This is a genomic window from Lacrimispora sp. 38-1 (assembly GCF_049890855.1).
GTDB lineage: Bacteria > Bacillota > Clostridia > Lachnospirales > Lachnospiraceae > Lacrimispora.
This window is the reverse complement of record NZ_JBANEW010000027.1, coordinates 128,540-147,279: the sequence shown is the minus strand read 5'-3', so window position 1 is coordinate 147,279 and position 18,740 is coordinate 128,540. Positions and strand designations below refer to the sequence as shown.

Genomic DNA, 18,740 nt, shown 5'->3' with positions numbered 1-18,740 from the left:
TCCATTTATAACCAGTATTTTTGTAACATATTTCTTTTTTCAGGTTTTTTAATCTGTCTGCCTGATTTGATCACCAGTTTGTATTTTTCCTGACTTTTTGACTTTTCCGAAGCATGTACCCGAAGTTAATACACATGGGCGATCCGTCTGCCTCAGTGTGCATTCAGGAAAGCAGCGTTTGGTATATGGCCCTATTTCTATGGCTGCATGATCTGTAATTAAAATATCACCTTCATTCAGCCGGGTATAATCGATCCCCCGGGTCACAATATTTTCCTGAAATTTCCGGAAACACAAACCTTCTTTTTCCTGTTCTCTGATCCACTGCTTTGATTTTGATGAAATAAGAGCTATCTGTTTCTCTCCTCCTAAAGCATGGCAATCCCCAACAATCCCTTTACCCGCTTCAAGCTCTACGAATGTTACGCATTCAAATGGCTGACCCTTTTTCCTTTGTATCTGAAGTGATTCTACATATCCTGACTGCAATTTTGTACCCCGTTATTCTTCATCTAAATAGCATATGTTTCCCGCCTCTTCATACTGGTAACCTCCGGCATTTGCCAGACGTATATGAAGCTCTTTACTTTTTAATACCTCAATAAATGCTTTGATTTCAGGAAGTTTCAGATATTTTACAGGAACAGCGAAATCATATTCCTCCTGTCCGACTTCTATGAAATCCAGCTGCATTGCCTTTGCTGCCGCGAATATCCCCATGGCTGCATCTGCACTGCCCCCGGCAACAAGAGCCGCCACAGCCATATGGGTGGCTGCCTCTCTGTCGTAGCCAGTAATCTCAGAGGCGTCCATACCAGCCTGCTTCAGCTTATAATCAAACAATACTCTTGTCCCTGCACCTCTTTGCCGGTTCACAAACCGACATTGTTTTAAGTCTGCTATTCCTTTCATGTTCAAAGGATTTCCTTTTTGTACAATGAGTCCCTGAATGCGTTTCACCCCTTTGATCAGCGCCATGGGTTCTTCAAACATTCGTTTTATATAAGGTATATTATAGATACCAGAGTCTTCATCCAGAAGATGGACAGGTACGATATGAGCTTCTCCTCTTTTTAGTGCCATTAATCCCCCCATACTTCCAATATGAGTACTGGACAGATATACACCCGGATAATGTAATGCCATCAGATCAGCAGCCAGATCAAGAAGCAGGTCATGACTGCCAATGCAGACAACCGTATGTCTTATTTCCTGCAGGCTTCTGTACAATTCAATTCTGACCGGTTCTCCGGCTTCGATTCCTTCACAATTCTGTTCAATCACACAAAAACCGTCGGCACGCACAAGGCTCATGGCTGCGCCTGCTCCTCTGGCAAGGGGAGATGCTACCAGCTTATCACCTACCTGTCCCACCTTCACCCTTACGTATTCTTTATGCTTTAAAGAAGATATCATTCTCTTTGACAGCACCGCCTCTGCCACATTATTTTCACAGTAGGTTTCTCCTGTTAACAATGCCAGGACCGGCTTTACAAAATTTTCAAAATCAATATAAGCAGAGACTGGATAACCAGGAAGACCGATCACCGGTTTTCCATTTACGACAGACAGTATCACCGGTTTTCCGGGCTTAATAGCGACCCCATGCACCAACACTTCACCCAGTTCTCTTAAAATATGCACGGTATAATCTTCTGTCCCCGCACTGGAACCCGCATTGATTATTACCATATCGTAGTTGTCCACTGCTTCTGAAACAGCCGTCTTTATTTTATTGTAGTCATCCGGGGTAGGCGGAAAACGGTCTGCTAATCCTCCATACGAGGTCACCATTGCCTCAAACATTCTGGAATTTGATTCGATAATTTCTCCTGCTTCCGGCGTTTTGGTTGGTTCTATAATTTCCGTTCCGGTAGGAAAGATTGCGGCTTTGGGCTGCTTTACTACCATGATTTTAATAATTCCGCCGGAAAATAATACGCCGATATCAATCGGCCGTATTTTGTGCATGCTGGGAAGCAGCATCTCTCCGGATACGATATCTTCGCCAATTGGTCTGATATGCTGCCAGGCTGTTGCTGCCTCCAGAATTTTAACAGTTCTTTCGTCTATTTCAATTACGTCCTCTGCCATGATTACTGCGTCATAAGGATCATTAACAGGATCTCCGGTATCAACCACAATAAAATCCTTATTTTTTTCTAAAATAAGAGGCGTCCTATCCGAGGCGCCCTTTGTTTTTTCTGTTATTACTGCTATTCCATCCATGGCTGCAGCATTAAACAGAGGTGACGAGCATCTTGCATAAACAGCCTCTTTTGTTATCCGGCCCAGACTTTTTTCTACCGGAATTTCCTCATATTGCATTTTTACTATTTCTTTCAGCGCTTTTTTATAAATGTCCAGCGCTTCATTCACAGGTGTATTATTTAAATATAGATTTCTGTTTGCCATAGATTTTATGCCTTTCTATGTTATTTTATATATAAAACACTTCAACAATTTCGTCTTTTTTCAGCCCTTCTTTATTCTCATCAATTAAAATATAGCCATCAGCTCTTGTCATGGTTGTAATAAGGCCCGACTTTCCGAAAACAGGTTCTGCATGGAATTCATTTTCCTGCCTTATCAGTTTAACAAGCTGGCATGTCATTTTTCCAGGCGCTCCTGCCAGATTTGATGTGATGCGGGCAAATAAAGAGCTGTCTTCAGGCTGATCTGTCAAATGCTTCCAAACCCATATGACCAGCAGCTCAAAAACCAGCATGGCTGCTACCGGATGACCAGGCAGTCCTGTCAAAAGTGTACTGCTGTTTTCATCATATCCTACAATAGATGGTTTTCCCGGTTTTAATGCTAATCCATGAATGAATGACCCCTCACTTGCTACTTCGTCAATAATATCATTGGTTGCATCCTTTTTCCCCTGGGAACTGCCGCCTGATATGATAACCACATCACTCACCTGCATTGCCTGTATCACGGCTTCTTTTAACTTCTGTTCATCATCCTTTTGGACCACTGTATTCAGTACTGTAAGACCGTGTTTTTGTGCCTGAGCACAAAGTGAATAGGAATTAATATCTCTTATTTCTCCCGGAGACGGTGTGATATGAGGGGGAACCAGTTCATCCCCTGTGGATATAATCGTTATTTCCCATGGTTTAAAAACCACGACCTCTGTAATACCCAGGCTTGCCATAGCTCCAATTTCCTGCGGGCGGATTCTGGTTCCTTTCTTTATAACTATTTCACCCTGGTTTATGTCTTCACCAGCTAAAACCATATTCTTCCCATAGGAAACCGGACTGTAAACAGCAATATGACTGCTGTCAAAGGCTTCACAGTATTCAACCATTACCACTGCATCTGCTCCTGGCGGAATCATTCCGCCGGTGGGCACATAAGCGCATTCCCCGGCATGTATCTCTTTCAGTGCTGAAGAACCCATGTTAATTTCATCCACACATTCCAGAAAAACCGGCAGATTCTCCGATGATCCGGCGGTATCACTGGATATAACAGCATATCCGTCTACGGCAGATCGGTGAAAGGCCGGTACTGGTTCCTTCGAAATAATATCCCTGGCTAATATATATCCCCGGGCTTCAAGTAATTTTCTGCATTCTGTCTTAAGCAGCTTATTCTGGATGACATTTGCTGTCTTATCCCTTGCTGAAGCTATGGTATCTACCTTTAATAATTTCATTCTTATCTTTGCCTTTCCTGATTCAGTTTCCAATCATATATTTTGACAAATATTGTCTGATAACAGGATTATCAGAATTCAGTAAAATCTCATCCGGAGTTCCTGATGCGAGAATACTTCCTGCGTCCATAAAGTGGATGCATTGACAAAGCTTATAAATATGCGTCAGCTGATGGCTTACAATGATCCATGTAGCCGGCTTCTTTAACTGAATTTCAGAAATTATCTGCTCAAACAGTACAACACTGTCCGGATCCATATTAGCCATGGTTTCATCAATAAAAATCACCCTTGGCTCAAAGATCAATGCTCTTGCTAATGAAAGCTTCTGGCGTTCTCCGCTGGAGAGGCTGGGAGCATATTGCTTTTCTTTGCCGGAAAGCCCGCACCTGTCTATCCATTCCATGATTGTCTCTTTCTTAACAACCTGCTTTCTTATCTTTAATGGATAAGTGAGATTATTATATACCGTATCATGAAGCATATAGGGTCTTGGTACCGTAATTACAATATCCTGCTTCGTTAATGTGCCAAAATCCATTACCTCCGTATCGGGCTTTAACAGCCCTGTCATCAGTTTAATCAGTGTAGACTTGCCGCTTCCGTTATTTCCTATGATACCATGTATTTTTTTCTCTTCCAGACATAAATTATTCACATTTAACTGAAAGTCACCTATTTTTTTTTCCAGCTTAATTATTTTCAACATTCTCTTCGTACCTTCTGAGAAAATCTACAAAACATTGGATTATAAAAGAAATTGCAAGCAGAACAAAACCCAAAGTAATCGCTTCGCCAAAATCGCCTTTATTTCTCATTAATGATATTGCAGTTGTCATTGTCCTTGTCTTATACTTTATATTACCGCCTACTATCATCACAGCACCAACTTCACTGATGGAGCGTCCAAAACCGGTTATAAGGATAAAATAGATATCATTTTTCATTTCCTTTATCACAAGCACAAATGTCTGCCACCGGTCAGCACCCATGCTTATTGCGAAGTTTCTTATCTGAGGCGCCATATTTTTACAGGATGTGTAAACCATCCCGCTGATAATAGGGGCGATGATCACTGTCTGTGCAATGACCATCGCCGGAAATGTGAATAATAACTCCCATCTGCCCAGGGGTCCCCTTCTCATTAAAAGCAGATAAACAGCTAAACCCACGACCACGGGCGGAAATCCCATTAATGTCCGGTTTATTCTGATCATTACCTTTTTTCCGAAAAAATCAACCCGTTCTAAAAACATACCAAGCGGGACACCAAGTAAGGCAGAGATAAAAGTAGAGACAATCGCAAGTTTCATTGTCAGTAGGATAATATCCATGATTTCCTGATTTATTTCAATGCCCATACTTGTCCAAAACTGCATTCATGCAGACTCCTCTTTATTTATTTGCTGCCGCGTTTGGAGTAAATAAAGATTCTCCATACTCTTTTACACCAAAATCTCCGATGAGCTTCTGGGTATCATCTGAAAGTATCCAGTTAATGAAATCCTGTGCACCTTCCCCATTGATTTTAGAATTCTTTTCCGGATTTACCGCGATTACACCATAATAATTGAGAAGCTGTTTATCCTTTTCACATACAATATCCATGGTTGTCTTTGATTTAGTTGCTAACCAGGTCGCTCTGTCTGAAAGCGTATAGGCCTTTTTTTCTTCTGCCATCAGCAAAGTAGCTCCCATTCCCTGACCTGCACTGATATAATTTGGATTATCCCCAGGCGTTATATTCAGATTTTTCCAGATAGAGAGCTCCTTTGTGTGGGTACCGGATTCATCCCCCCTGGATACAAAGGCATCCTTATTATCAAATATGGTCCGAAAAGTCACCTGAACATCACCATTCTTTTCTATTTTCCCCTTCGGTCCAACAACTACAAAATCATTATACATAACATCAAAACGTTTTAAACCATGTCCGGCTTCGATAAAAGCTTCTTCCTTTGCCTTTGCATGCACAAGCAGAACATCCGCTTCTCCGCTCTCGCCCATCTTTAAGGCTTCTCCTGTACCAACTGCTATGGTATCCACTTCCCAGCCTGTTTTTTTAGTAAAATCCGGAAGTATTTCATCTAACAGACCCGAATCCTGTGTGCTGGTAGTTGTTGCCAGAATTATCTTTCCCTTCCCGGCTGTTTCTGATGCCTGGGTTTCAGTTGAAGTGTTTTTTGCGCTGCTCTCTGTGGTGGCCTCCGTTTTTGAGGTATCGCTCTGCTTCTGAGTATTGCTGCAGGCTGATAAGGCTGTGATTAACATAATACAGGAAAAAATTGCAATAATTTTATTTTTCATCCTTTATATCCCTTTCTTCGTTTATATATGAACTGCCGCCTTCTTATCTTGCGCAATTATTAGCAGTTCCAATCAGGATTTTCAGACCATGATCAAGTTCAGTAATCACATAGGTAAGGCATTCTTCCACAGCTTTCGGACTGCCTGGCAGATTCAGTATTAATGTGGATTTTCGGATACCGCAGGCAGCTCTTGACAACATGGACCGTTTTGTCATCTGCATGCTATAGGCGCGCATTGCCTCGGGGATTCCGGGAACCATTCGTTCAACGACTTTTTGGGTTGCCTCCGGCATGCAGTCTCTTTGAGAGAAACCGGTTCCACCTGTGGTTAATATAAGATCTGCGGTATGATTGTCACAGATATATTTCATCTCGTCGCATAACATCGTCATATCATCAGGAAGAACCGTCTGGTGAACAACTTCATAACCATATTCCTTCACAATTCTGCATATAACAGGTCCGCTTATATCCTCTCTTTCTCCTGCAAAGCCGGAATCGCTGGAGGTTATCACCGCCACCCGCAATTTACCAGTTTCCGTTTTCTCCACCGCAGCTTCCAATACGACCATATCATCCCCTTCCCGAATGATACCGCCTGATAATACACGGGCAAATACGCCTTCTCTTGGCATAATGCAATCTCCCATTTTGTGATAGATCTCACATCCGGTATGACATTCTTTTCCAATCTGGGTAAGCTCTAAAAGAACGTCATTGCATTGAAATCTGGTGCCTACCGGCAGGGAACGAAAATCAATACCATCGACGATAAGATTTTCACCAAATGCACCTTCTGCCACTTCTGCTCCCCGGTTCTTAAATGCTTCAATTTTATCATTGGACAAAAGGCTGACCTGTCTGTGCCATTTGCCTGCATGAGCATCTCCTTTTATTCCGTATTCCTTTATAAATTCTGCCGAATGTACATTTTTCTTTTGAGTTCCTTTTTTTTCACTGATGCAGACTGCGATTATTTTTCCCATAAGTATTCTTTTCTTATCCTCCTATTTTTGACATACCATCGAGTTCATACGTTCCCTGGGGATTGTCCCCTTTAAAATTGTGGCTGACTGGCTTTTCATAAATCGTCTGCTCAATCATCTGTTGCAGAAAAGAATCCTCTTTGCTGCCTCTTAAAACAGCTTTTAAGTCCGTTCCATGTTCATATTGCAGGCAGGTTTTTAAATAGCCATCGGAAGTAAGCCTTACCCGGTTGCATTCGTTGCAGAATTTGTGGGAAATCGCACTGATAAAACCAATTTTCCCTTCAAAACCGGATACCGAATAATAATGGGCCGGTCCGTTTCCAAGAACAGTATCAACTGGTTCTAATGGACCATAAGCTTCTTTCAGAATTGCAATGATGTCCTCTTCACTATAATAAGAGTAGTTTTTTCCAAGCCCGATCGGCATCATTTCTATAAAGCGGACACCCAGTCTGGAATTCTTTGCCAGACCGGCAATCTCTATTATATCTTCCTTGTCTGTATCAAGAACCGGAACACAATTTATCTTTACTTTCAGGTTCTGATAATTAAGCGCATCCTGTATTGCTGAAAGTACCTCATTTAGAGCATCTTTTCTTGTGATCTTCTCATATTTTGAAGGATTCAGCGTATCCAGACTGATATTAACCCCATCTAATCCGGCTGCCACAAGATCAGGAAGATATTTCCCCAGTAACAGACCATTGGTTGTTAAGGTAACGTTTTTCATTCCAACCTGTGTTTTCATCTGTCCAACGAGAGATGCAATATCTTTTCTTACCAGCGGCTCGCCCCCTGTTATCTTTACTTTATTAATACCTAACTTTAAAAAGCATCTGCAAAGTCTGAGGATTTCATCATAAGTCAGGATTTCCTCATGGGGTAAAGATGGAACGCCCTCCTCTGGCATACAATAAATACAGCGAAGATTACATCTGTCTGTTACTGAAATCCGAATATAATCAATCTTTCTATCCCATCTGTCAATCATCGCATGTCCTTTCCGTTGAAAATATCTCCGCTTTTTCCTCCGCTCTTTTTCTCAAGAAAAATATCTGTTATCTCCATATTCTTATCAATTGCTTTGCACATATCGTAAACGGTAAGCAGAGTTACCGTAACTCCGGTGAGAGCTTCCATCTCAACGCCGGTTTTTCCTTCCGACTTAACCAGGCAGATCGCTTTAATACTCCCTGTTTCCCTGCTTACTTCAAAGTCTATCTGACATTTGTTTATAGCAAGCGGATGACACATAGGGATAAGCGAAGAGGTGTTTTTTACCGCCATGATCCCTGCTACTCTGGCAACCCCAAGAACATCTCCCTTTTTCACGGTATGATTTAAAACGGCCTCCATAACCTCAGGATTTACAATGATCTTACCTTTTGCAACTGCTGTACGTACAGTGATATCCTTCTTTGATACATCAACCATAACCGCATTGCCATGTTCATCAAAGTGTGTCCATTCTCCCATAATATTACCACCTCATCTTCTGGAATTTTAAAATAGCTGTGAATTAGTAAATTTTCAAACGCTGAACGCCTGCGGATATCACTAAAGTGTATCATTTCATGCCCTAAAAACAATATGCAATTTATGAAATAAATATATATTATAAAGACTATTTTGTCAATAATTATCGTTTTACATGTCGCTTATTTGTTTTTTTTGTCACATTTTACTAATTTATTTTTTTTATGTTAATCTATCTTTTTACTATGCAAAAATCAATAGTGAATATACAGCCCCAGGCAATAAATACAAACCAATATTTTGAAACAAAAGGAATGATTCCAATAGTTATATTCCCAGACAGTCTTAAGGCAAGTACAATCATATATATTATTAGCAAAAAAGTATTTATCATTTTAAAAATTTTCATTTTTTTAGAAATCTGAATCTTAAATGATTTAATAAATATAGTTGTAAGACAAGCAGATATTAAAAAATAAAAAAGTGGAATTGCTATAAAGCCGTATAATGTATCAAATATCAGATTTATATAACGGTAATAAAGTACCCTCTCATAATACCTCATAAATAACAAACAGCATATAGCACCTAATGCCAATGACGTTTCACTGCTGGTTTTATATTTTTTCAACCTTCTTTCATCTCCTTACTCTGATATCTCCAGAAACAACTTCTTTTCAAATCCCCCCCGTTTTATAAACTTTTCTCTCCTCTTTACCTCCAGCTCTTCTTCTGTATATCCCCTGGCCTTACATATTGCATATAAAACCTCCAGAACATCGGCCATTTCCTCCAGACTTTTGTCTTCCTGATATTCTTCCACTTCCTCCAGAAGTTTTTCGTCCAGAGCAGCCAGGTATTCTTCCTCTGATAAAATATGATATTTTGCCTTACGTCCCTCTCTCTCAATCAGTTCCGGGATTTTGTCTCTTACCAGTTTATTATGTTTTTCCATCTGTTACTTCCTTTCTTGTTCAAATTCACTTTTATACTGCTTTTATTATACTACCAGAGGCAGACAAATTTCTACAGAAAACAACTTTTGTAGTAATTACTACAGGCATGCTAATCTGTTTCTTGTTTTTATAGTCTTTATCAAATAAGATGTGTGCATAGTTAAGCGCTGACTAAATATAAAGCAATGAGAGGACGAGTGAAATGGAGCAATCAACAAAAAAATCTCTTTTAGAAAATATGCAGACACCTACAAAAGGATTAACACCACTGGTCTATCCGGTAAAAGATCTGATCTATAAGAAGGAATACAATGTCAACTCCTGGTTTGCAATTGGGCATTTTCAAGCAGAAGGGCATAAAATAAATTACCTTTTTCATTTGATGACACTTGAAAATCCCGGAACGCAACCGCTTATAGCGTCTATTATCTCATTCACTGATGAGACTACCGGCTGGTATTACGGAGAGGACAAAGTATATCCGCTTTCATCCGTTACCATTTCAGACTCAGAATTTAATATTGAAGTTCCCAATGGATTCATGCGTGGTAATTTAGAAGAAATGCAGCTTTACGCCACAGCTCCCAACCTGGAACTGAATGTAAAACTAAAGCCTGTGGGCTTCCCGATTTACAATGGCGGTACAGGCTGCTTCCCATTAAATAACATGACGGTATATCAATACTCCATTCCGGCAATGGAAACGGACGGAACCGTGACTGTGGAAGACAAAACCTACCAGCTTAACGGCCTTACCTGGTTTGACCGTCAGTGGGAAAATATTGAAAATAGTAATAACAGCAATATCAAATGGAGCTGGATGGATTTAAATTTAAGCAACGGCGAAATCATCAGCCTGTGGTGTGGGGTTAACAATGAGGTTGAAACTTCATGGGCGACTGTTTTGCATCCGGACGGAACACAGACGGTTACCTATGCTGAGCCATTCTCCAAAGGAGAATCCGATTACTGGCTGAGTGAAAAATCCGGGCAGTGTTATCCGACACACTGGGTTATTGAACTTCCGGAATACGAGGCACGCCTGGAGGTAACGCCCTCCCCGAAGCAGCAGGAAATTGTATCTGTGATTCCGATGCTGCACAAATACGAGGGAGCAAGCGCTGTCACCGGCACTTACCACAAAGAAAACGTGACCGGATACGGATATGTTGAGCTGGTAGGAAACTGGTCTAAATAATCGGTCAGAAAAAGCAGCACCGCCAATTCCTGTAGAATTGGCAATGCTGCTTTTCCTCATTGGTTCCTTACTTAATACAGCTATGCTTTATCAGCTGTATAATTTCATCAACCTGGCTTTTTAATTCTTCTTCACTCATATCCCGGTTGCTGACCCACCAGTACAATAATTGGGATAAGCCCGCACAGTAGAATTTGGCTGTCACATGGATTGGAATGTTTAAAGAGTAAGCATCTTTTGCTGCTGCAATTGTTTTATACAGATAGTTCTCAAATGCTTCATCTGTTATGGAAAGTAAATGATCCTTTAAACCCGCTCTTGTTATATTAGCAAGTACGTTCCGGTACCTGCTGATATAATGAGTAATGTTGGCAGACATGGCATCGGTATTAAATTCCAGAATATCCTCCGGAATCAATCCCGAAACCATCTGCTCTGTACCATACCCCAGCAAATCATAAATATCATAAAAATGATTATAAAAAGTAGTCCTGTGAATCTTCGCCGTATCACAGATATTCTGTATGGAGATTTTTTCAATGGGTCTGTTCTCCAGTAATATAATAAGCGCATTCCATATCTGATCTCTTTTTAACTGTTGATTATGCTTTCTTTTCACTGAACAGTCTTCTCTTGGCACAATTTATCCCATCCATCATTTATTCATTAAAAGAATAGTATATTCCCTCTATTACTGGAAATTATATTTCAAAAGATTTGCGATGATTGCCTCATATTGGGTAACCAGTTCTTTCATGATCATTTCCACGCTCTCTCTTTTGTTCAGGCTTCCAGCAATCTGACCTACAACTACCGTTCCTTCTTCCATTACATCGCCGTTTACAGCTGCCTTGCGTAAACATCCGGAGCATAATTCCTGGATTTTTTCAGCAGCTTCCTTACCTTCATACTGCTTTTCAATTTTCAGTACTTTTTCTGTCAGATTATTGGCAAGTCCTCTGACTGCATCCCCCACAGAAGCACCCGTGATTGCAGTATCACCTTCCTTTGATTCAATAATCGCTTTTTTATAATTATCATGAACGTTGCATTCGTCTGCCAGTAAAAAACGGCTTCCGATTTCCACACCGTCTGCTCCAAGCATAAAAGAAGCAGCAATTCCTCTGGCATCACCTACTCCGCTTGAATTGACTACCGGAATATTTACTGCATCAACAACCTGAGGAATCAATGAAAAGGTTCCGGTAAATCCGTATATATGTCCGCCGCCGTCTGCCCCTTTTACAGAGATAATGTCAACTCCAGCCTTTTCAAAAACCACTGCATCTTCAACCGATGCCGTTTTGCCGATCAGAATAACTCCGGCATTTTTTAATTTTTTTGTATACTCTGGCAGAGTATGATAAAACTCACGCATTGTCTCTAATTCTACAACCGGTACCTTTTCTTCCAATATTACATCTAAAAGCTCATCTGCATAAGGAACTGCGGTAATCAGATTGCAGCCATAGGGCTTATCGGTCAATTCTTTTACTTTTTTAATTTCAGCTTTAAAAATTTCCACCGGGGAAAATCCAATTCCCATGATGCCTAAGCCACCAGCGTTTGAAACTGCAGCCGCAAGTCTGCTGTCGGAAGCCCATGCCATTGGACCCTGCAGAATTGGATATTGAATGCCTAAAATGTCACATACTTTATTCTTCATTTTTGTACCTCTTTTTCTTTTATTATTGCATTCTATCATTTTCGTGTATAATGATTATATCAGCACAATATAGAAAAGTATTCGTTTGAACTAACTCAAAATGTCTATCATTTTTAGATACTTCATACAAGTAAGGAGACCTAATTATGTTACTTACACTTGAAAAACTGATAAAACAGCTCTCCCCCTTCCAGCCTGTTTATCAAAATAACAAAATGATCTCTATCCCTGCAGAATCGATTACCTTCTTTACCAGAAGTACGGACTACAGTGCAGGGGAATCTCTTTATCTTGGATACGCCTCTCAATTTACTCCTGATATTAAGGCGGTTCAATCACCGATGCTAATAATCTGTATTGAAGACATCCCTCTTTCAGATGAATCTCTTACTATTGCAGGCATAGTCAGGCTTCCTAAGGATACGGATCCTTTTTTGGCATACAATGCCATCAATGCTTTATTTCAGGAAGAGATACACCTTAAAAATTTTACGGAAAAGCTGTATGAAGCCGTGATTCAAAATTATAGCATTCAAAAAATCTGTGATGTGGCAGCCGTTTTTTTTAATAATCCGCTTATTCTTATGAACGGAATACTGAAGCATATAGCAATTTCTTCAGACATCGAGCTTGAAGATTATGTATGGCTGGATCAGAAAAAGAACGGAGGTTATATTTCAGATACCTCTTTGGATTTGCTTACAAAGCAGATGGTATATGAAAAAAATATCAGTTACACAGAACCCATTTTATTACCGGAAGGAGATTTTAAATACCGGAGGATTATTGAACATATATTTATTAATAATCAGTTAGCCGGAACGATCGTCGTCTTTGAAATCCAGAAACCCTTCCAGGATGTGGACATGCAGCTGGTTAAAATGCTTTCCGATGTGATTACTTTAAAAATGAAATCAGAAACCTGTTCCATACAGTCAAAAAACGCTGCTTATGAGCATTTTTTTAATGATTTATTAAATGGTGTAATTTACGCAGACAGTTTATACGAAAGGCTTCAGACTCTTAATATAACCATTCTTGACAATATTTTTATCATCACGATTGATATTAATGAATACGATCAGACACACAGAACCATACAATATTTAAAAAATTCTCTGGTTAAAACGTTAAACGAGGGAACCTCTTTTATTTATGATAACTATATCGTTACAATTATCATGCTTGAAAGCGGTCATTCCATATCCGATACCCTGATTGGCAAGATTGAACAGTTCTGCCAGAAACGGAGACTCTTTGCCGGTATCAGTAAATGTTTTCATGATATATCAAAGCTGAAATTGTATTTTGAACAGGCAGTTACGTCACTGGACTTAAACCGCCGGCTGACGAAGACCAGCCACCTGGCATTTTATAACCAATTTATAACGGAGCATATGATAGATATTGCTTCTCATCATACGGATCTAAGACTGCTTTGCAACGAAGACCTTATAAATCTGCTTCATTACGATGAGCTGAATCGTACCTCTTATGCCAGCAGTCTGTATGAATTTTTGAATCATGAAAGAAATCTTGCCCGTACGTCTGAAGTCCTGCATGTTCACCGGAATACTTTAATCTACAGAATCAACCGGATTAAGGAGCTGTTAAACCATGATTTGGATGACGTCCAATACCGTTTCAGCTTACTGCTTTCGTTCAAAATTATATCCTTTTTGGAAAATGCACCGGAGAAATAATCTAAGTTATCCTGTATCTGTCGCTGCGGAGGTCAATCACCGGCTCAATTTCAAAATCCTCCAGCAAGGTAGGAAAAATACCATTCACCATAAACCCTTTTGTCATACTGAGCATTTCTTCAGCAGAAAATACATCGGTATCTGCCCATTGTATAAACATATCAACGAAAACAGATATCGTCATGTTAATTGCTAAATTAGTCTTGGAGTCATTGCTTTTTGAACGGAATACATTAGGGAATATACTTTTTAGTTTGTTTTTATATTTTAATGCAAAAAGAGGCTGCTTATTTTCAATAACAAGATCATGAAGGTAATCCCCATTGTCGTGGAATATTTTAAAAAGTGCCTTGGCGTAATTATCAAGATCCCGGGCTGTTTCAAAGTATTCCCTGCTGATCTGTTCCAGTGATTGAATCAGCATATCTTCTATTTCCTCTAAAACGGCATATACATCCTTATAATGCAGATAAAAAGTAGCCCGGTGCATCTGACAGTCATCGGTGATACTTTTTACTGTAATTTTTTCAATTGGCTTTCTTTTATATGCCCGCCAAAACGCTTCAACAATTTTTTTTCTTGTTTTTTCTCTTGCATTTTCATATATCTGCATCTCGTTCTCCTCTTTTCAAAATACGACATATTGTCTATAATTGTAAATTGCTTTTTCCTATCTGCTGTTTTATACTGATTTCAAGAAATACGACACAGTGTTTATATTTTTATATTAAAAGCATTTTATACAATGTCAATAAAAATATCAGAAAAGAGGTATTCTTATGAAAAAAAATTCAATGAACAACAGCGGCTTTCCCATGTCAGTTAACCCGTCAGAAGATCTTAAGCCCTTACCGCACGCACAGATTGATTCCTGGTATATCAAAACGGAATTTGAAGCGGATGGAAAGCAGCTGGGCTTTACCTGGCATCAGATGTTACAAGCCTATGGAAATGAAAAAAAGGTCAGTGCAGAAAGTCTTTTAATGAATGCATCCGATCATATCTGGCTGAATAACCGCATTCTTTCTTCTGTAAATGAAGAAAACGGCTTTGACTCTGATTGTATGCATTGCTACTCATCCTGGGGCGATCTAATCGGAGATGGGAACCACATGTCTCTTGATTTAATCATAGATGAAAATGAAATTCATATGACTTTCATACCCAATGGTGAAATTCTGTATAATGGCGGAACCGGTCTGATTGAAATCGGAAACACCGGCTCCTATCAATACTCCTTTCCGCAGATGAAAATGGAAGGCACGTTTATTCTCAGGGGCCATGAATATAAAATAAAGAATGCCCACGCATGGTTCGACAGACAATACGGTATTCCTGCAAGCCGTCCTTCTGACTTAACATTTGCTCCGGGTCAAAACAGCTGGCTGTGGATTGGTTTATCACCCCTGCAGAACAATCGGGGGGCCGTATCGCTTTGGGATATTTATTCCTCAGATAAAAGATTCGCCTTTGGAACATTTTTGCATCAGGATGGTGTTATGACAAATGCATCAATAGATATTTCATATGATGATATCTGGATAAGCAGGAAAACCGGACATTCATATCCTAATACCATAAACATCACTATCCCTTCAGAAGATTTTAATGCAACACTTACCAGTCTTGCCGAGGGACAGGAAGCTGAGTTCGTTCATGAAATCAAATTATTATCCGGCTGCCAGTGTCTCTATCACATAACCGGAACATACAGAGAAGAAAAAATAGACAGGATCGTTGATGTAGAAATGATTGGAGACGTGTGCGGCGAGATCTAAATGATAGAAAGCAGGCTGACTATGGATGAAATGGGTCAGCCTGCATTTATCTACATTCATTCATTAACGAAGCATTTTTTCTATCTGATCTGCTGCATCTTTTAAATAATCACAGGAAAATCGTTCAAACTCTCCCTTATCTACCAGGCTTGCAAGCGTTGGATCAATGGGTATTCTCCCCAGTATATCAACGCCGGTTTCTTTTGCAATATCCCCCAGCTTGCTCTGTCCAAATATTGGTATTTCTTTTCCGCAATCAGGGCACTTTACATAACTCATGTTTTCCACATATCCAAGAATAGGAATATTCATTAATTTAGCCATGTTATAAGCCTTTTTCACAATCATGGAAACCAGATCCTGGGGGGAGGAAACAATCACGATTCCATCCAGCGGAATGGACTGAAATACTGTTAAAGGAACATCACCGGTTCCTGGCGGCATATCAATCAAAAGATAGTCTAATTCTTCCCATACGACCTCAGTCCAGAACTGCTTTACTGTACCGGCGAGAATTGGACCTCTCCATACAACAGGAGAATCTTCTTTATCCAGCAGCAGATTCACTGACATTATTTTTATGTTATTTACCGTTAATTCCGGAAGTATTCCTAATTCATTTGCGGCAGCTTTTCTCGTTATTCCAAACATTCTTGGGATGGATGGGCCGGTAACATCTGCATCCAAAATACCCACACGGTATCCTTTTCTATTTAACAGGACTGCCAGCATGGCTGTTACAAATGATTTTCCCACACCGCCTTTTCCGCTCACTACACCAATTACATTTTTTATGGAACTGTACTGGTTTAATTGTTCCAGCATACTTTCTTTGCTGTGTTCACACCCTTCACAGGATTCCTTTGTACAACTGCTGTCTGAACAACCCTTTGAATTTTCGCTCATATTCTTTACTCCTTATTATTGTTTCAAAATTATATTACCTGGATCTTCGAAAAATCAATGCTTCCATCTTCATTTAGTAAATTCTCATTCGCATGAACATACTCAACTTTTCCAACAAACATTTCATGGGAACCGGTTACTATGGAATCAACCACGGTGCACTCAATGTTGACAGGGCAGTCTGCTAAGATAGGAGCATTCACAACTTTTCCATTTTCTATTCTGACATTCTTATCCTTTAGTTTGTCCGCATCCCGCTTACTTACGCTTCCCAGGTAATCAAATACTTCCTGATAATCTTTTTCTGCAATGTTTACCACAAAACACCCTGATTCCTTAATCATTTTATAAGAGTATCTGGTTGGGACAATGCCCACCATTATCATTGGCGGTGCATAGCTGCAATTCCCGCAATAAGCTACAGCCAAAGCGTTATCCTCTCCATTTAATCCCCGGCAGGAAACCAAAACCCTGGGTGCAGGCCAAAGTGAACCCTTTTTATTTGCTTCCTTCTTTATCATGATGAATTCTCCTTTTTATTTGTTTTTTGATCTTATGCCCATTAAAACATTTTAATCCCATTTTGAGCATATGTCAATATCTGTCAAAAAAAGTGTCTGACTGCAACAGCTATGAACTGTGCATTCAGACACTTTTACTTTAATAATCAATATCCCGATGGCGCCAGCAGTTCTTACGGCAAAACTTATTCCTGCAGCCAGCCTGGCAAATCACATTGACAGAACCACAATCCGGGCACACATACGCTCCGCTCTTAATCGCATCCAGGTTCTCAAAGCTTTCTTTCCACTCTTTCCCGCAATCCTTGCAGATAATCGGACAGATATTCCGTGTGAAATTACCGCCTTCGATCCGGATCATCTTCCCATGTATCAGACTGTCCGCTACCTTCTCCCTGGCAGAAAGTAAAATACGCTGAAAAGTAGGTCTTGAAACCTCCATTCTCTGTGCGCACTCCCCCTGCTCCAGCCCCTCTAAATCTTTCAGCCGGATTGCTTCCAGTTCCTCTAATTTTAAAATATTTTCAGGCAGCTGTTCTACCTCCGTTTCTGAGGGAACAAAATACGGAACGACTGGAACGTGCTCTATTTTTCTCCATTTTGTTGGTCTTGCCATCGAATCACCATTCTTTCACACCCGTTTTTACAGGCTTATTCTGTCTTAAGCAAAAGACATAATCATTGACATTTACATGAAACTTCCTTGCTATCGCCGGACACTTTGCTTTCAGGAGGAAAAACAGATTCCCCTGTTCTTCCGAAAGCGCTTCAAAATTCCCCTGTCCTTTACTAATAATAATATCGGATTTATTGTAAATGTCAACAAACTCATCACTGCAATCAGACAGAATTGCTCCAGGTGCGCCGCAGCCGGTGGAAACAACGCGGGCTATCGTATTAAGTCCCGATGCAATTGCTTCTTTTTCTGTTACATCGTTAATAATCGGTTCATTCCTCACGCCATAGGTAATTGTAACGTCAGGAAAACTCTCCAGCATAACCCTGTCAAATATTGTTTCACCAGTATTGTCTCCAATAATCAGTATATTTTCTGCCCTATGTAATTTTTCAGTAAATACATCCAGATCGCATACGGAGAACTCCTTTTCCAGTTCATTCCCTACACATGTCTCCAGCTCCAGATCACTGTAAACAGCCGAGTCCAGATTATTCCCGGTTGCTGCGATTTTCAAGGCCCAGTAAATACTGTTTTTTTACTTTGGAGAAAATTCTTTAAATATGGGTATAAATTCTCTGCAGCCTGCAAATCTCTTTGTTTTACCTGCAGATATGGATCCTGACTGCCCGTCTCATTCCTCACAAGCTTATGTATTTCCCTTGCAAGCTCTGGTGAATTTTTATAGTTTTCATAGTCTGACAGTAGTTTTATGGTTTCTTTCATGATTTTATTATGACTTTCAGCCCTGTCCGTCGCCATTCTGGCCGCTTCCAGAGACTGGCGCAGCAGGCATGGGATGCAATCAATTAATAATTCCATTATATTTCCCCCGTTTCTTTCATGACTTACTGTCATTATAACAGATATTCTCCCATTTTCCTGCATCCAG

The 18,740-nt window shown here is 40.0% G+C and carries 22 protein-coding genes; 3 read left to right on the top strand and 19 right to left on the bottom strand.

Annotated features, from left to right (window positions below; all coding sequences use genetic code 11):
* Positions 1–48: 48 nt before the first annotated feature.
* The 11 genes from V7D18_RS05935 to V7D18_RS05885 form a co-directional block, all read right to left on the bottom strand.
* Positions 49–489, bottom strand: coding sequence for an MOSC domain-containing protein (locus V7D18_RS05935; protein WP_426152387.1), 441 nt, complete (start codon positions 487–489; stop codon positions 49–51).
* Positions 490–501: 12 nt separating this feature from the next.
* The gene (locus V7D18_RS05930) at positions 502–2,415 is read right to left on the bottom strand and encodes a molybdopterin biosynthesis protein (RefSeq protein WP_426152385.1); all 1,914 of its coding nucleotides are present in this window, start codon (positions 2,413–2,415) and stop codon (positions 502–504) included.
* 25 nt (positions 2,416–2,440) lie between these two features.
* On the bottom strand, positions 2,441–3,670 hold the full coding sequence (gene glp / locus V7D18_RS05925) for a gephyrin-like molybdotransferase Glp (RefSeq protein ID WP_426152383.1): 1,230 nt from the start codon (positions 3,668–3,670) through the stop codon (positions 2,441–2,443).
* A 22-nt stretch (positions 3,671–3,692) separates the two neighbouring features.
* Positions 3,693–4,379, bottom strand: coding sequence for an ATP-binding cassette domain-containing protein (locus V7D18_RS05920; RefSeq protein WP_426152381.1), 687 nt, complete (start codon positions 4,377–4,379; stop codon positions 3,693–3,695).
* Positions 4,363–5,049, bottom strand: coding sequence for an ABC transporter permease (locus V7D18_RS05915; RefSeq protein ID WP_426152379.1), 687 nt, complete (start codon positions 5,047–5,049; stop codon positions 4,363–4,365). The genes V7D18_RS05920 and V7D18_RS05915 overlap by 17 nt, the downstream gene beginning before the upstream one ends.
* 16 nt (positions 5,050–5,065) lie before the next feature.
* Positions 5,066–5,977, bottom strand: coding sequence for a substrate-binding domain-containing protein (locus V7D18_RS05910; RefSeq protein ID WP_426152377.1), 912 nt, complete (start codon positions 5,975–5,977; stop codon positions 5,066–5,068).
* 43 nt (positions 5,978–6,020) lie between these two features.
* Positions 6,021–6,965 (bottom strand): molybdenum cofactor synthesis domain-containing protein, encoded by a 945-nt coding sequence (locus V7D18_RS05905; RefSeq protein WP_426152375.1) that lies wholly within the window; start codon positions 6,963–6,965, stop codon positions 6,021–6,023.
* Positions 6,966–6,978: 13 nt separating this feature from the next.
* A complete protein-coding gene (moaA, locus tag V7D18_RS05900; protein ID WP_426152373.1) occupies positions 6,979–7,959 on the bottom strand; it encodes a GTP 3',8-cyclase MoaA in 981 nt (326 codons plus the stop codon).
* Positions 7,956–8,444 carry a cyclic pyranopterin monophosphate synthase MoaC gene (gene moaC, locus V7D18_RS05895; RefSeq protein ID WP_426152371.1) on the bottom strand — a complete coding sequence of 163 codons (489 nt, stop codon included), beginning with the start codon at positions 8,442–8,444 and terminating at the stop codon, positions 7,956–7,958. The genes moaA and moaC overlap by 4 nt, the downstream gene beginning before the upstream one ends.
* Before the next feature lie 232 nt (positions 8,445–8,676).
* Positions 8,677–9,075 (bottom strand): hypothetical protein, encoded by a 399-nt coding sequence (locus V7D18_RS05890; protein ID WP_426152369.1) that lies wholly within the window; start codon positions 9,073–9,075, stop codon positions 8,677–8,679.
* Between the two features lie 15 nt (positions 9,076–9,090).
* Complete coding sequence (locus V7D18_RS05885; RefSeq protein ID WP_426152367.1) at positions 9,091–9,399, bottom strand: phosphoribosyl-ATP pyrophosphohydrolase; 309 nt, start codon at positions 9,397–9,399, stop codon at positions 9,091–9,093.
* Between the two features lie 203 nt (positions 9,400–9,602).
* On the opposite strand from V7D18_RS05885, the gene V7D18_RS05880 reads away from it, so the two are divergent.
* Positions 9,603–10,598: a lipocalin family protein gene (locus V7D18_RS05880; RefSeq protein ID WP_426152365.1), complete on the top strand. Its 996-nt coding sequence runs from the start codon at positions 9,603–9,605 to the stop codon at positions 10,596–10,598.
* Positions 10,599–10,665: 67 nt separating this feature from the next.
* Here the strand turns inward: V7D18_RS05880 and V7D18_RS05875 are convergent, their stop codons facing one another.
* Together V7D18_RS05875 and V7D18_RS05870 are read right to left on the bottom strand one after the other, a co-directional pair.
* Positions 10,666–11,217 (bottom strand): hypothetical protein, encoded by a 552-nt coding sequence (locus V7D18_RS05875; RefSeq protein WP_426152364.1) that lies wholly within the window; start codon positions 11,215–11,217, stop codon positions 10,666–10,668.
* A gap of 72 nt (positions 11,218–11,289) precedes the next feature.
* The gene (locus tag V7D18_RS05870; RefSeq protein ID WP_426152362.1) at positions 11,290–12,264 is read right to left on the bottom strand and encodes an NAD(P)H-dependent flavin oxidoreductase; all 975 of its coding nucleotides are present in this window, start codon (positions 12,262–12,264) and stop codon (positions 11,290–11,292) included.
* Between the two features lie 146 nt (positions 12,265–12,410).
* Here V7D18_RS05870 and V7D18_RS05865 point away from each other — a divergent pair, with 146 nt between their 5' ends.
* On the top strand, positions 12,411–13,967 hold the full coding sequence (locus V7D18_RS05865; RefSeq protein ID WP_426152360.1) for a PucR family transcriptional regulator: 1,557 nt from the start codon (positions 12,411–12,413) through the stop codon (positions 13,965–13,967).
* 1 nt (position 13,968) lies between these two features.
* On the opposite strand, the gene V7D18_RS05860 is transcribed toward V7D18_RS05865, so the two are convergent.
* Positions 13,969–14,580, bottom strand: a complete 612-nt coding sequence (locus V7D18_RS05860) for a TetR/AcrR family transcriptional regulator (RefSeq protein ID WP_426152358.1) — start codon at positions 14,578–14,580, stop codon at positions 13,969–13,971.
* A 166-nt stretch (positions 14,581–14,746) separates the two neighbouring features.
* Between V7D18_RS05860 and V7D18_RS05855 the strand changes: the two genes are divergently transcribed.
* Complete coding sequence (locus V7D18_RS05855; protein WP_426152356.1) at positions 14,747–15,745, top strand: lipocalin-like domain-containing protein; 999 nt, start codon at positions 14,747–14,749, stop codon at positions 15,743–15,745.
* A gap of 63 nt (positions 15,746–15,808) precedes the next feature.
* Here V7D18_RS05855 and V7D18_RS05850 read toward each other — a convergent pair whose 3' ends face one another.
* The 5 genes from V7D18_RS05850 to V7D18_RS05830 all read right to left on the bottom strand — a co-directional run bounded on the left by V7D18_RS05850 (position 15,809) and on the right by V7D18_RS05830 (position 18,670).
* Complete coding sequence (locus V7D18_RS05850) at positions 15,809–16,651, bottom strand: P-loop NTPase (RefSeq protein ID WP_426152354.1); 843 nt, start codon at positions 16,649–16,651, stop codon at positions 15,809–15,811.
* A gap of 29 nt (positions 16,652–16,680) precedes the next feature.
* Positions 16,681–17,172: a flavin reductase family protein gene (locus tag V7D18_RS05845; RefSeq protein WP_426152352.1), complete on the bottom strand. Its 492-nt coding sequence runs from the start codon at positions 17,170–17,172 to the stop codon at positions 16,681–16,683.
* Between the two features lie 139 nt (positions 17,173–17,311).
* Positions 17,312–17,788: a DUF134 domain-containing protein gene (locus V7D18_RS05840; protein WP_426152350.1), complete on the bottom strand. Its 477-nt coding sequence runs from the start codon at positions 17,786–17,788 to the stop codon at positions 17,312–17,314.
* A gap of 4 nt (positions 17,789–17,792) precedes the next feature.
* Positions 17,793–18,365, bottom strand: a complete 573-nt coding sequence (locus V7D18_RS05835; protein WP_426152348.1) for a damage-control phosphatase ARMT1 family protein — start codon at positions 18,363–18,365, stop codon at positions 17,793–17,795.
* Positions 18,362–18,670 carry an ARMT1-like domain-containing protein gene (locus tag V7D18_RS05830; RefSeq protein ID WP_426152346.1) on the bottom strand — a complete coding sequence of 103 codons (309 nt, stop codon included), beginning with the start codon at positions 18,668–18,670 and terminating at the stop codon, positions 18,362–18,364. The genes V7D18_RS05835 and V7D18_RS05830 overlap by 4 nt, the downstream gene beginning before the upstream one ends.
* Between the last annotated feature and the right edge of the window lie 70 nt (positions 18,671–18,740).